Below are 13,128 nucleotides of genomic sequence, written 5' to 3'. Positions count from 1 at the left end.
GGGATGATGCCTTGAGCGCATTTTTGTTTCTCCCCGTAGAAACGGGGGGAAGGATTGAGGCTATCCTATCGCGTCACGCAGGGTCAGCTGCCCGTCATGGATGCTTCTCACCACCAGCTGCACCCGCCTCCTCACATCATAGCGGGCGCAGGCCTCCTCGACATAATCGCGGACCGTACTTTCCTTCACGCCAAGAATGGTGGCGATCTCCCCGTCGGTCTTGCCCCGCGCTATCAGCGTGAGGCATTCGAGCTGACGCGTCGTCAGCTTCGGCTTCTCATACTCATCCTTGGCTCTCTGCACGGCGATCTTGCGACCGGCTTCGAATGCGAATGCACCGACCAGCTGCGCCATCATGAGATTCTCTTCGGGAACGTCCCTGCCGTATTTGACACCGAAGCTGCAGGTTCCGTTGGATACCCCCGGCAAATGGGCGGGAACCGTGAACCCGTCGCCAAGCCCCTCGCGCTGCGCCTGTTCCAGCACGCGGCGGTGGTGGGCGGTCATCTTGATGATATTGCAGACATCGGACCACAAAAAGCCGACATTCGTGCTCTGGCTCGCGACGTGGATCGGGTCGCTTGCATAGAGGCCATGCGCGACGAATGCCTCGGCCCAGCTCTTGGGGTAGTTTTCGAGCCAGATGGTATCCTGGGAATTGCTGCGGCGGATGTCTACATGCTGCACCAGGGCGTAATAATCGAAGCCCATTTCTTGCGTTACAGCGTCGAGAACGAGGTTCAGCCCGTCCAAAGAGCGCGCCTTGCGCGATAGCTCTATGAAACGATTGACCTCTGCCAGCTGTGGCATGTCATCTCCCCCATCCGAAAAACGGATAAGACGACATATACACTTTGCGACGAAATGGATCAATTCTCGGGCAGGGCGATCCCTGACCGCCTTTTTTGTTATATTTCAAAGGGTAATCCAGTTTCTAACGGCTAGCGGTCAGAATCCGGAAACGCGGGCCGGAAGGCTCATCCCTCGTTAACCAGTACCATAAACGGCGCGTTTTCATGTGTCGGAGCCGAGTCGAGACTGATCATCAGGATCAAGATCGACACAGCCTGCTCCGATCGCGGGATTACTGGTCAATTTCCAATCCTCCCAGGCGGTCCTCGTCTGAAAAGCCTGACCGGCAGAGCGTCAATGCGCAGTTAGCCGTATTCGCTCCCTCCTGTGCGCATGCGATGCCGCCTTATGGCCTTCAGCCAGCAAGGGAGCATCAGTTGGACCAATCGCCCCCCTCGCGCCGCCAGTTTCTCGCGGCCGTTGGTAATCTCGCCAGCGCCGGCTGGATCACGCTGAACTGGCCGCAGATCGCGGCAGCCGCCGAGCACAGCGGACATGGCGGACACGGCGCGCATGACGCCGCACCCACCACACTGTCCACGTTGAGCCCCGCTGAGGCGGCGGAGGTGGACGCGATAGTCAACCAGATCGTTCCCGGCGGCGCCACACCCGGCGCGCGCGAGGCCCGCGTGCTCTATTTCATAGACAATGCGCTGGGCAGCTTCTTTGCGGCTCAGCTTCCCGCCTTCCGCCAGGGCCTGGCCGAGTTCGGCCGTGGCTATGCGGCGCGCTTTGGAGCTGACAAGCCCTTTTCCGCCGCGCCCGATGCGCAACAACAGCTGTGGTTGCAGCAGGTGGAAAAGACGCCGTTCTTCACGGCTGTGCGGCGGCTCACGGTGCTCGGCCTCATCGCCCTGCCCAAATATGGCGGCAACCACGACAATCTCGGCTGGAAGCTGATCGGCGTGGAGGACAACCATTATTGGGAGCCGCCCTTCGGCTATTACGACAAGGATTATCCGGGGTTCGAGCCCTATCCCGGCACCAAGCCCTACACCGCCTGACGGAGCGCCCCATGCCGAGCAAGACATACAAGGCCAGCGAGACAGTGGACTTCGTCATCGTCGGTTCCGGCGCATCGGGCGGGATCATGGCGCGCGAGCTGGCCCGGGCTGGCAACAGCGTCGTCGTGATGGAGCAGGGCCCGCGCATGGCGGCGCACGAGTTCGAGCATGACGAGCTGAAATACCGCCAGCTCTCGGGCATCACCAACAACCCCGCCACCAATCCGCAGACCTTCCGATCGGATGCCAGCAAGAAGGCCGAGCGCGTCAGCGGCCGCAATCCGTTGACCTACGCGCGCGTGGTCGGAGGCAGCAGCGCGCACTTCAACGCCAATTTCTGGCGCCTGCATGAGATCGACTTTATCGAGGGCAGCCGGTGGGGGCCAATCGCGGGCGCGAACCTGGTTGACTGGCCGATCACCTATGCCGAGCTGGAGCCTTATTACACCAAGGTGGAGTGGGAGGTCGGCGTCTCGGGGCTGGCGGGCGCAAGCCCGTTCGATCCGTGGCGCAGCAAGCCGTATCCGATGCCGCCTTTGCCCGTTAAATCGTCTGGCGTCCTGTTCGAGCGTGGCGCGCGCAAGCTTGGGCTGCACCCTTTTCCCGCGCCGCTTGCGATCAACTCCACCTTTTACAAAGACCGCCCGCCCTGCATCCAGTGCGGCCTGTGCGGCGGGTTTGCTTGCGAGGTGATGGCCAAGTCGTCGTCGGTGTGGACGGTGATCCCGGAAGCGGAGGCTACTGGCCGCTGTGAGGTGCGCTCCGAGAGCTATGTCTTCCGCATCGGCATGAACAAGGCCGGGCGCGCCACGGGTGTCTATTATTACGACAGCGACCGCAAGGAGCAGTTCCAGAACGCCCGCGCGGTAGTGGTGTGCGCCAACGGGGCCGAAACGCCAAAATTGCTGCTCAACTCGGCGACAAGCGGGTTCGAGCAGGGCCTCGCCAATTCCAGCGGCGTCGTGGGGCGCAACCTCATGTTCAACAAGGGCGGCGGGGCGATGGCGCGGTTCGAGCATCCGCTCAACGAGTATAAGGGCGCCAACGTCACCCGCATCATGCACGACTTCTACGACTCCGACCCCAAGCGCGGCTTCTATGGCGGCGGCGGTTTCGATGCGCGCTCCGGCGGCCCGCTCACCTGGGGCCAGCGCGTACCCGAAGGGACGCCGACCTGGGGGCCGAAGTACAAGGAGTATCTGGAGTCCTACACCTACTGGATGAACTGCTCGGGCCACGGCACATCGCTGCCGCAGGAGACGAACCGTGTCGATATCGACCCGGAGCTGAAGGACGCCTGGGGCGTGCCCGCCATCCGCGTGACCTACAAGGACCACCCGGACGACGTTAAACATGCGAAGTGGCAGGTCGAGCGCGCGGTCGAGATCATGGACGCTGCGGGCGCGGTGCAGATCGACCCCAGCGAGGTAGGCGAGGCGAGCGGCGGTGTGCACCTGCTCGGCACCTGCCGCATGGGCAACGATCCCGCAACCTCGGTGATCGACAAATATCACCGCACGCACGATGTGAAAAACCTGTTCCTGTGCGACGGATCAAGCATGGTGACGTCTGGCCGTGGGCAGCCGACGCAGACGATCGAGGCACTCGCCTTCCGCGCCGCAGACCATATCGCCAAGTTCGCCCGCGCGAACGAGATATAGAGCATCGTGCGCAAAAGCCTGTCCAGAGCGTGTCGAAGGATGGGAACCGGTTTTTGGCAAAAAAAACGATGCGACAAAACAAAAAGATAGAGCGCGCATCTTGCGTCAGATTTAACGAACCGCGCTCTAGTCTCAGCGCGCCGGCCCATCCGGCATGAATGTGATGGTTTTCAGCACTTCGGGATCAGAGGAGAGCGGGCTGTTTCCGGCCCGCATCCCGTTCTCGCGCAACAGAAACGCAACGATCGCCGCGTTTTCGGCAGGGGACAGCGAGCCGGGAGCAAACTGCGGCATCGCCTTGCTGACATAATCGAACAGATGGCCGACCGGGCTGCGCGCCCAGTTGGCGACGAACTTGCCCCTGAGCGCGGGCGTTTCCATCGTGCCTTCCAGCATCTGGCCGTGGCACATGGCGCACCGCACGGCATAGAGGCGGGATCCCTCCTCCGCCTGCGCTGCGCTATATACCCCGCTGGCGGTGGTAACGCTTCGGGTTGCGGGAGCAGATGCGGCTGGCGCGGGAGCGCTGAACACGGCACCGGCGATTGCCCCGCAGGCCAGCATCGCGGCCACTCCCAAAGTCGCGCGGGCGATACGCATCATTTGCCTCCTTCTTTGGGGAGAGACTGTCGACCAGGCGCCATCTCAGGCGGGCCTCGCAGGAGGTTGCGGAGCAAACAGCGGTGCCATGATCTGAAGGCCCGCCTCGATGTCCGCACGGACGGGCAGTTCCATGCTATTGCCCACGCCCAGCATATCGCCCAGGTCGGGGTTGTTGTTCATCACCACCACCCCGTCCGATTTCGACAGCAGCGACACATTGTTGTAGCGGACGCCATAGTTGGCCTCGGGCTGGGGCACGAGCCACCCGGTCTGGCCTCGAACGGGTATGATCGTGCGGTCCTTCCACAGGTCTCGCGCGGCATAGCCGCTCGAGTGGATCACCACCTTCTCCTTCAGCGTCGCCACTTCGGCAGGCGTATGAAAATCCCGCATCACGAACGCGCCGCCGCGCTCGAAGAATTCGCTCATCAGCAGGTGGCCATAGCTCGCGAAGTTGAAATGCATCTGCGATGTGCGGGTGGCGTAGGGGGTGGGGAATGGGTTTTCCTCCGGGCTGAGCGGCACCGCCTGCGGAACGATGTCCCGAATGCGGGAGGAAAGGTGCGCGAACTCCGCGCTTTGCAGAGGCAGGCCTTTGGTGGCGTAGCTGTCCGTTATCGCGGGGTCGCGCGGGTAGGTGCGGCGTTCGATCGGCTTGTCGGAAACCTGATAGGAATCGCTGAACTCCACCGGATTTCCGGTAACGCCCAGATAGGTGCGAAAGGTCTTCCAGGAAAGGCGGGTCATCTGCTCCCACAAGGCGGGGAAGTTTGGCCCCGCAGGTTCGAGTAGCGCGACCCGCGCGTCCGGCGTGAACGAGCCACTGGCGCGGAAGGAGCGCGTGCGGGGCAGCATGTCGCGCGCGTAAATCGTCACCTTGAGGCCCGCCCGCTGCGCCACCACGGCGGCGGTGAGGCCCACGATGCCGCAGCCGATCACCGCGATTTCGCTGGGCAGCACCGACAGCGCCTTGCCCACCGCGATTTCAGCCGATCCCCAGGAGAGCGACCAGCCGCTCCCGCCATGACCATAATTGTGAACGACCAGGGTATCGCCCACCATCTCCGTGGCGAGATTTGGCCCCGCCGCACGCAGGGGGCGGATGCAGCATTTCACGTCGATGAGCTGGTCCGGCGTTATCCGCATCGGCACCAGCCGGGGCTTGGACAACCTACTGCCGGCGGCACTCGCCAACCGGGCCGCTGGCGCGGATGCGCAGGCTTGCAAGCCCAGCAGGCCTCCTGCCGCCAGAGATCCTTTCAACATATCTCGCCGGGCGAGCGGGCCGTTGCGCATGTCTTACCCCCGTTTCACCGGCAGGGTGCGCTCTGGGGGCTTTGCTCGCAATGGCACAAAATGCGTATTGGGCGCCGGGCGGCGCGCGGATAGTGTCAGACGCCGAGCCAGTGGCGGAGCGGATTGGCCGGATCGGCCAGCAATTTCCACGTCAGCGCTGCGGAAACGAGGATCAGGATCGGCCTCACCCCCCGCCCATTGAAGCGCATGGCCGTGTGCGCGCCGATCTGGTTGCCGCAGATGCTCCCCGCCGCCATTACCAGCGCCGCGGGCCAGACCACCTTTCCGCCAGCGATCATCAGCACCAGTGCGGAAAGATTGGTGGAGAAGTTGAGCAGCTTGGTATGTGCGATCGCGCGCAGAAGGCCGAGGCCACCGAGCAATATCAGCATGGTCGTGAAGAAAGACCCGGTTCCTGGCCCGAAAAAGCCGTCGTAGAAACCAATGGCGGCTGTTACCGCGAGCAGCAAAGGCCAGGACGCCGCAGGATGCCGGTCGTCGTCATCCACCTTGGGCGCGGCGAGATAATATAGGATCATCGCAATCAGCAGCACCGGCACCAGCCCCGCCAGAAAGCGTGGATCGATAATCTGGAGTGCCCACGCCCCTCCCGCCGAGCCCAGCGCCGCCGCTATCGCGTGCGGCATAAACCGCCTGAAGTCGATATGGCCCTTGCGGGCATAAGCAAGGAAGGCCCCGCCTGTACCAAAGGTGCCCTGAAACTTGTTCGTCGCGATCGCCTGAACAGGAGGCAAGCCAACCGCCATCAGCGCGGGAATGGTCAACAAGCCGCCGCCCCCGGCAATCGAATCGATGAACCCGGCAGAAGCCGCAACGAACGCCAGGAGTACGAGTATTTCGGGGGTCAGCTCCATCGTCCGGCGAGGCCCATGCAAAAAGGTTGGGGAAGTTGGCCTCCATAAGCCGGAGCAAGCGAACCCTCCTAACCCTTTTTCCAACACCTTCCGATGGGAAATTTGACGTATGTCGCTCGCCGCGCTGCAGCACGATAAAGTTGTGCATCAGCAAAACGAGGAAACTTCATGGCAACACCAAGTCTCATCCAGCTAGACCGTTCGCTCGTCGAGAAAATGTCATCTGTCCTTAGCTGCCAAAAGCCGGAAGTGATTCAGGATCGCTTCGGCATAGGCGTGAAGACATGGGTAAAAATCCGCGAAGGACAGGCGATTCGTCAGTCCGTCGCGATCCGTCTGATCCAGCGCCTGGAACGCGACAGGCTGATCTGAAGGCGCATCAAGCGCAGGGAGCTGTCCCGGAAAGACACATTGCGCACGAGCGGCTTGCATGGAATCCGGTTGCAGTGCACAATGAGATTCGCACGCAGATATAACAGCGTGTCAGGGTCAGAAAAATGACAACAGAAAAAGGGTTCGCCACCCGCGTCGGGCGGCGAAGGATAGTGCGAGCGCTCATGCCGACTCCTCTGTCGCTCGGGGGAGGACGGTAGGCATGCAGCTCCGGCCTTTGACTGAAACCTCAGCTCCTTGGTTCCGCCGCCGGATACTGCATTATGATCGCTCCAAGACAGGCGGGCCGCGCAGCCAGGATCTGCTGCGCGCCAGCTCCTGGGTGCTTGCAGTGTGTGCCGCGCTGGCGCTTGTCGCGGTGATTGCCGCCGAAGAACATAATGACCGCGACGTGATCCTCCATGCCGAGGCGACGGCGTTGCTGTTCGTGATCCTGCTGATATCGTTGGCGGCCCGCTGGGCGCTGGGGCGCGAGGCGCATGGGCGCGCTGGAATGAGCGATCACACTGAGCAGCCATTGGCACAGCTGGTGAAGGAAAAGGACGCGGCTGTTGCCGCCAGCGCGGCCAAGAGCCGCTATCTGGCCAGCATCAGCCACGAAATCCGCTCGCCGCTCAATTCCATCTATGGTTATGCGCAACTGGTGGAGCGGGGTGACGGCGTCACCGCCACCGAAGCCGCTCGCGTCATCGCGCGCAGCGCGGAGCATCTTACCAACCTCGTTGAGGGGTTGCTCGACATATCCCAGATCGAGCATGGCGTGCTGAGGGTAAATGCGGACATCGTGCGCTTCCCGGCCTTCCTCGATCAGATCGTCAGCATGTTTCATCATTCGGCGGTGACCAAGGGGCTGTGCTTCCGCTACGAGCCGCCTGCCCGCCTGCCCGAGTTCGTGCGCGTGGACGAAAAGCGGCTGCGGCAGGTGCTCATCAATCTGCTTTCCAACGCAATCAAATATACCCAGCGCGGCGAGGTATGCTTTCGCGTCGGCTATGCGGGCCAGATGGCGCGGTTCGAGGTGATCGATACCGGCCCCGGCATTGCGCCCGAGGATCAGCAGCGGATCTTCCATCCGTTTGAGCGCGTGCCCGACAGCGGCTCTGCCCCTTCGCAGGTCGGGGTTGGCCTGGGCCTGCCGATCACCCGCGCGATCGTTCAGATACTGGGTGGCGATCTGGAGCTGGAAAGCGAACCCGGCGCGGGCAGCACGTTCCGCGTCACCATGCTGCTGGGCCGCGTCGCCGGCCAGATGCAGGAAACCGCGCCGATGCAGCGCATCACCGGCTATGAGGGCGGCAGGCGTACGGTGCTGGTGGTGGATGACGACGTGTCGCAGCTGGCATTGAGCCGCAGGCTGCTCGAGACGCTTGGTTTCGATGTGCTGGCCGCGACAGGCGGAGAGAGCGCGCTTGCTCTGTGCGAACAGCAGGCGCCCGATCTTGCGCTGCTGGACATCACGATGCCGGGAATGTCTGGCTGGGAGACCGCCTCCGCGCTGCGCGGGCGCTATGGTGGCAGCCTCAGGATCCTGATGCTTTCCGCCAATGCCGGGGAGCGCGCAGGTCAGGGCCAGGGCACCGCGCCGCTGCATGACCTGTTCCTCGTCAAACCCGTTGAGATCGGCGCGCTGCTGGACGCGATCGGGCGGGCGCTGGAGCTGCGCTGGATACGCGATGCCGCCGATGTCGCCTCTCCCGGCCGCACAGCGGCCCCGGCGCGGGCGGCCATCCCCGACGCGGCGCTCCCGCACATCAGGCAGATCCGCGAAATGTTGCGCATCGGCCATGTCCGCGCGATCGAGGCCGAGATCAAGATGCTGGCAAAGGCGGCACCGGAGGCGGACGCCCTCGTGCAGCGCCTGTTCTCCTGCCTCGACTGCTTTGACCTGACCGCATTGGCAGCCCAACTGGATGAAGTCGATGATGACGAGTTCGCATAGGCGCGACACCGTATTGATCGTCGATGACGCGCAGGATTCGCTGCGCCTTCTCACCAACGCCCTGGAAGCGGCCGATATCTGCGTGCTGATCGCCACCTCCGGCCAGCAGGCGCTCGATCTGCTGACGCATATTGTGCCCGACCTCATCCTGATGGATGCCGTCATGCCCGGCATCGACGGGTTCGAGACCACGATCCGGATCAAACGCCAGCCCGCGCTGGCTCATGTTCCCGTGATCTTCATGACCGGCCTGACAGAGAGCGAGCATGTGATCGAGGCGTTCGAGGTGGGCGGCGTAGATTATGTGCGCAAGCCTGTGCAGATCGCGGAACTGATCGCGCGGGTACGGGTGCACATGGCCAACGCCCGGGCCGCTCATGCCAGCCTCGCCGGGCTGGATGCCACCGGGCGGCTGATGATGGCCACCGACACGAGCGGCCGCTTCCTGTGGTGTACGCCGATGGCGGAGAAGGCGATCGGCAGGATCGCGCCGGGTTGGAGCAGGAGCGAGCCTGCCCTGCCCGCGCTGTTCAGATCGCCGCTGGAAAAGCTGCTCGCTCCGGATAGCTGCCCCGGAGCGTCTATTCGCCTCGGCCAGGCGCCTGCGGCGCTGGAACTGGTGTTGATCGCGCAATATCGCGATAATGAAGTGCTCATCCGCTGCAACGAGCTCGACCCAGACGGAGACGTCATAAAGTTGCGGGATCGTCTTGCGCTCACCAACCGGGAGGCCGAGGTGCTGCTGTGGGTGAGCTATGGCAAGTCAAGCCAGGTGATCAGCGACATCCTCACCATCAGCCCACGCACCGTGAACAAGCATCTGGAGCGCATCTTCGAGAAGCTGGGAGTGGAGACGCGCTCGGCGGCGGCGGCCGTCGCCATTCGGGCGATAACGCTATAGCCTGCTGAGCGCAGAGACACGTTTTCGAACGCGAAATTCTCAAGGCTTCTTCGCGGCGATCGCCTCGATCTCGATCAGGAAATAAGGCCCCACCAGCCCCGCCACCTGGAATGTCGACCGCGCGACCGTGTTGGGGTTTTCCGGCGTCTTGAAGAACATCTTGAACCCCTCGTTGACGCCGGCGAAATCCATCTTGCCCGTCCGCGGATCGGCCGCCACGAACAGCGTCAGCTTGACGATATCGGCCATGGTATAGCCCTGGACCGCTAGAACGTCCTTGATCTTGTTGAGGACGCTGATGGTCTGCGTCTTGGTGTCGCCCAAATCCTCCAGACTCTTGACTTCGCTCATCGGCTTGGCCGGGTCGATCGGCGAGGGTAGCTGGCCGGAAACGAAATAGAGGTCCGTCCCTGCACTGACCTTCGCGCCCTCCAGGATCAGTGAGGCAGGGTTACGACTGACCCGTGTGATCTGCGCGCCAGCACTCGCCGGCAGCAGGGCAGCGGCAACGGATAGGGCAGCGAGCAGGCGGCCGGCAAATCTGGTGGGTCGCGCCATCAGGGAATTCCTTTCATCGAGTCTGCTCCGGTTTGGAGCCCAGATAATGATATGGTGCACTGCAATAGTATAATTCCGCAATACCCCCGGAAACGGGCCTCCTGTCAGTATCCATCCCGCACGAACAAGCTGGGAAAACCCGGGAGCAAGGGTGAAAACTGCTCTGGAAAGCGCCGATATCTTACGCTCGTTGGCAGGAAGACTCATACGCAAAAGCGCGTATGTGCTTCCGCGCCGGAATGATGCCCTTTCATGTTGCGCCGCAAGAAAAAACCATAGCGCGAACCCGAGTCGGCACAGAGAGCCGCTCCGGTTCGAACGGTTCAGCGGAGATGATGCGTACACCATTTGGGGGACTCATAATGTCGCGAATCTCAATAACTTGTCTTTCACTGATGATCTCCACCAGCACGCTGATTGCCATGCCGGTCGCGGCGCAAACGACGCCCGATGCGCCGGAAGCTGCCGACGCGGCGCCGGAGCAAAACGGCGGCGATATCATCGTCACCGGCACGCGTGCGCTGGGCACGCAGGCCGCCGAGAGCGCCACGCCGATCCAGCTGCTGAGCGAAACCGCGCTCGAGAAGGTAGGCCAGCCCAACCTCAATCAGGCGCTCACGCAGATGGTGCCATCCTTCACCGCGCAAACTCAGGGCACCGATATGGCGAGCTTCTCGCTCAGCGCCCGTCTGCGCGGCCTCAACCCCAATCACACCTTGCTGATGGTCAACGGCAAGCGCCGCCACGGCAACTCGATACTCCAGGTCATCAACGGCGCGTTCGGCGGTTCCGCGGCGGCGAGCATCGACCTTATCCCGCCGGATGCGGTGCAGCGCATCGAAATCCTGCAGGAGGGCGCCGCGGCGCAATATGGTACCGACGCGATCGCGGGCGTCATCAACATCATCCTCAAGAACAAGAGCACCGGTGGCTCCGCCAAGGCCAGCGTTGGCCAATATTATGATGGCGAGGGGCGCACGTACAGCGCGAGCGGCAATCTGGGCTTCGGCCTCGGCGACGACGGCTATCTCAACCTGACGCTGTTCCACCGCCGCAACGGATACACCACGCTGGGCGACGGGCAAACGAGCGTCCGCAACCTCAATGGCTCCACCGTAACGCTCACCGGGGCAAACGTGCTGTTCCAGCCGATCTACAACAGCCTCAACGCCCGCAACGGCACAGCCGACCTCAACGGCGGCCAGCCCAAGTCCCAGCTCAACATAGCCTTTTACAACATGGGCTATGACTTTGGCGGGGTGGAGGCCTATTCCTTCGGTGACTATTCCTATCGCGCGGGCAAGGCGCTTCAGGGGTATCGTCCGCCCAACCGCGTGTGCGTGGCGGGGAGTTCCGCTGTCCCGACCGATCCGGCGACCTGCTTCGGCCCGACTCAGGGCGTAGGCATGGTGCCGCTTATCGAGGTGAAGCAGGACGAATATTCGCTCACCGGCGGCCTCAAGGGCGAGCTGAGCGGCTGGAACTGGGATCTGAGCACCACCTACGCCAGCGACACTGCGCTGGTATATACCACCCAATCCGCCAACGCTTCCCTGTGGTCAGACACGTCCAAGGCGGCGGCACTAACGCCCTCGACCGCTGACGCCGGCTTCACCCCGCAGGATTTCTACGACGGCGGCTTCAAATTCACCCAGTTCATCGCCCAGATGGATGTCAACAAAGAGTTCGATCTGGGGTTTGCCGATCCGACCACGTTCGCGTTCGGTGGCGAATATCGCAAGGAAACCTACGCCATCTACGCTGGCGACATTGGCTCGCGCTATATCGAGGGCGGCCAGTCCTTCCCCGGCTATGCGCTTTCCGACGCGGGCAAGAGCAAGCGGCACTCGGTTGCTGTCTATGCCAACGTCATCGTCAAGCCGGTATCCGAATGGACGGTCGACGTTGCAGGCCGTTTCGAGGACTTCAGCGACTTTGGCAGCACGACGATCGGCAAGCTGACCACGCGCTATGATTTCAGCCCGGCATTCGCCCTGCGCGCCACCGCCAGCACCGGCTTCCGCGCGCCCACCATGGCCGAGTCCAACTACTCCGCCACCAATGTCGGCCCGACCTCGGCCTCGATCCAGCTGGCGCCCAACTCCGCTGGCGCTCGGGCCGCGGGCTTTGGCTCCTTGAAACCGGAAAAGTCCGTCAACCTGTCCACCGGCGTTGTGCTGCGGCCCATTCCACGGCTGCTCGTGACGCTCGATGGATATTACATCAAGATCAAGAACCGCATCGTTTCCTCCGGCACGATCACCGGCCAGCGCAATGGCGTCGCCGTGACGACGCCGCTGGTCAACGGGCAGCGGCCGGTTGATCTTGTCACCGCCGCGATCGCGGCCTCCGGCAAGCAGATCGACCCGACGGTGGCGGCAAGCGGCACGCTGAGCATCCAGACCTTCACCAACGGCATCGATACCGAGACCAAGGGGCTGGAGTTCTCCAGCCGCTATCCGGTCGATCTCTCCTTCGGCAAGCTCGATCTGTCGCTGGGCATCAACTACAACGACACCAAGGTAAAGAAGAACCGCCTGGCAACCCTGTTCAACGCGCAGGCGCGGGCGGTGATCGAGACGGCCAGCCCCAAATTCAAGAGCGTGTTCAGCGCGCTGCTGACATCCGGGCCATTCAGCGCCAATGCGCGCGCCACCTATTACAGCAAGGCGACCGTGCTGGTCAGCCCCGCGATCACGGTCGCAAACCCGCCGATTACCGGCAACTTCTTCGAAGGTGTGGTCAAGGGGACGCCGATTTTCGATCTGGAGCTGGGCTATGACATCACCCAGTTCCTGAACCTCTCGGTCGGCGCGAACAACCTGTTCGACAAGGTGCCTCAGATACCTTCGGTCATCCCCGCCTCTGCGCTGGGCGCGGCCGCCCTGCCGACCAACGGCACCTCGCCCTACATCAACGGCACGACGACGATCAACGCGCCGTTCAACCACGGCCCCTACGGCACCAACGGCGGATATTACTACGCCCGCCTGAGCTTCAAGTTCTGACCCACATCCGGGGCGGCCGGCATCCCTTCGCGACCGCC

11 protein-coding genes are annotated in these 13,128 nt (G+C 62.8%); 6 read left to right on the top strand and 5 right to left on the bottom strand.

Translation table 11 applies throughout. The features are described 5' to 3' along the window. Positions 1-60 precede the first annotated feature (60 nt). Positions 61-810 carry an autoinducer binding domain-containing protein gene (locus OOT33_RS11030; RefSeq protein WP_307750078.1) on the bottom strand — a complete coding sequence of 250 codons (750 nt, stop codon included), beginning with the start codon at positions 808-810 and terminating at the stop codon, positions 61-63. Positions 811-1,229: 419 nt separating this feature from the next. Here OOT33_RS11030 and OOT33_RS11025 point away from each other — a divergent pair, with 419 nt between their 5' ends. Both OOT33_RS11025 and OOT33_RS11020 read left to right on the top strand, forming a co-directional pair. Next, positions 1,230-1,856, top strand: coding sequence for a gluconate 2-dehydrogenase subunit 3 family protein (locus OOT33_RS11025; RefSeq protein WP_307750077.1), 627 nt, complete (start codon positions 1,230-1,232; stop codon positions 1,854-1,856). Between the two features lie 11 nt (positions 1,857-1,867). Beyond that, positions 1,868-3,517: a GMC oxidoreductase gene (locus OOT33_RS11020; RefSeq protein WP_307750076.1), complete on the top strand. Its 1,650-nt coding sequence runs from the start codon at positions 1,868-1,870 to the stop codon at positions 3,515-3,517. Positions 3,518-3,649: 132 nt separating this feature from the next. Here the strand turns inward: OOT33_RS11020 and OOT33_RS11015 are convergent, their stop codons facing one another. From OOT33_RS11015 to OOT33_RS11005, 3 genes are all read right to left on the bottom strand, one after another. Next, entirely contained in the window at positions 3,650-4,117 is a 468-nt protein-coding gene (locus tag OOT33_RS11015; protein WP_307750075.1) for a c-type cytochrome, read from the bottom strand. 45 nt (positions 4,118-4,162) lie between these two features. After that, positions 4,163-5,416 carry an FAD-dependent oxidoreductase gene (locus OOT33_RS11010; protein WP_307750074.1) on the bottom strand — a complete coding sequence of 418 codons (1,254 nt, stop codon included), beginning with the start codon at positions 5,414-5,416 and terminating at the stop codon, positions 4,163-4,165. Between the two features lie 95 nt (positions 5,417-5,511). Continuing rightward, complete coding sequence (locus OOT33_RS11005) at positions 5,512-6,291, bottom strand: TSUP family transporter (RefSeq protein ID WP_307750073.1); 780 nt, start codon at positions 6,289-6,291, stop codon at positions 5,512-5,514. 168 nt (positions 6,292-6,459) lie between these two features. On the opposite strand from OOT33_RS11005, the gene OOT33_RS11000 reads away from it, so the two are divergent. The 3 genes from OOT33_RS11000 (at position 6,460) to OOT33_RS10990 (ending at position 9,524) form a co-directional block, all read left to right on the top strand. After that, the gene (locus tag OOT33_RS11000; protein WP_307750072.1) at positions 6,460-6,663 is read left to right on the top strand and encodes a hypothetical protein; all 204 of its coding nucleotides are present in this window, start codon (positions 6,460-6,462) and stop codon (positions 6,661-6,663) included. A 223-nt stretch (positions 6,664-6,886) separates the two neighbouring features. After that, complete coding sequence (locus OOT33_RS10995; protein WP_307750071.1) at positions 6,887-8,623, top strand: ATP-binding protein; 1,737 nt, start codon at positions 6,887-6,889, stop codon at positions 8,621-8,623. Continuing rightward, positions 8,607-9,524 carry a DNA-binding response regulator gene (locus OOT33_RS10990; protein ID WP_373690571.1) on the top strand — a complete coding sequence of 306 codons (918 nt, stop codon included), beginning with the start codon at positions 8,607-8,609 and terminating at the stop codon, positions 9,522-9,524. Before OOT33_RS10995 ends, OOT33_RS10990 begins: the two co-directional genes overlap by 17 nt. A 39-nt stretch (positions 9,525-9,563) precedes the next feature. On the opposite strand, the gene OOT33_RS10985 is transcribed toward OOT33_RS10990, so the two are convergent. Then, on the bottom strand, positions 9,564-10,082 hold the full coding sequence (locus OOT33_RS10985; RefSeq protein ID WP_307750069.1) for a Rid family hydrolase: 519 nt from the start codon (positions 10,080-10,082) through the stop codon (positions 9,564-9,566). A gap of 395 nt (positions 10,083-10,477) precedes the next feature. Between OOT33_RS10985 and OOT33_RS10980 the strand changes: the two genes are divergently transcribed. Then, complete coding sequence (locus tag OOT33_RS10980) at positions 10,478-13,090, top strand: TonB-dependent receptor domain-containing protein (protein ID WP_307750068.1); 2,613 nt, start codon at positions 10,478-10,480, stop codon at positions 13,088-13,090. The last annotated feature ends 38 nt before the right edge of the window (positions 13,091-13,128 follow it).

It is taken from the genome of Sphingobium sp. DEHP117 (assembly GCF_030867385.1).
Classification (GTDB): domain Bacteria; phylum Pseudomonadota; class Alphaproteobacteria; order Sphingomonadales; family Sphingomonadaceae; genus Sphingobium.
Note: the sequence above shows the minus strand (reverse complement) of the source record. Positions and strands in the feature narration are given on the sequence as shown.

Bases quoted from the DNA above. Each gene is read 5' to 3' on its own strand.
- OOT33_RS10980 (WP_307750068.1), top strand. From the start codon at position 10,478: ATGATCTCCACCAGCACGCTGATTGCCATGCCGGTCGCGGCGCAAACG.
- OOT33_RS11010 (WP_307750074.1), bottom strand. From the start codon at position 5,416: ATGCGCAACGGCCCGCTCGCCCGGCGAGATATGTTGAAAGGATCTCTG.
- OOT33_RS11000 (WP_307750072.1), top strand. From the start codon at position 6,460: ATGGCAACACCAAGTCTCATCCAGCTAGACCGTTCGCTCGTCGAGAAA.
- OOT33_RS10990 (WP_373690571.1), top strand. From the start codon at position 8,607: ATGACGAGTTCGCATAGGCGCGACACCGTATTGATCGTCGATGACGCG.
- OOT33_RS11030 (WP_307750078.1), bottom strand. From the start codon at position 810: ATGCCACAGCTGGCAGAGGTCAATCGTTTCATAGAGCTATCGCGCAAG.
- OOT33_RS11015 (WP_307750075.1), bottom strand. From the start codon at position 4,117: ATGCGTATCGCCCGCGCGACTTTGGGAGTGGCCGCGATGCTGGCCTGC.
- OOT33_RS10995 (WP_307750071.1), top strand. From the start codon at position 6,887: ATGCAGCTCCGGCCTTTGACTGAAACCTCAGCTCCTTGGTTCCGCCGC.
- OOT33_RS10985 (WP_307750069.1), bottom strand. From the start codon at position 10,082: ATGGCGCGACCCACCAGATTTGCCGGCCGCCTGCTCGCTGCCCTATCC.
- OOT33_RS11005 (WP_307750073.1), bottom strand. From the start codon at position 6,291: ATGGAGCTGACCCCCGAAATACTCGTACTCCTGGCGTTCGTTGCGGCT.
- OOT33_RS11020 (WP_307750076.1), top strand. From the start codon at position 1,868: ATGCCGAGCAAGACATACAAGGCCAGCGAGACAGTGGACTTCGTCATC.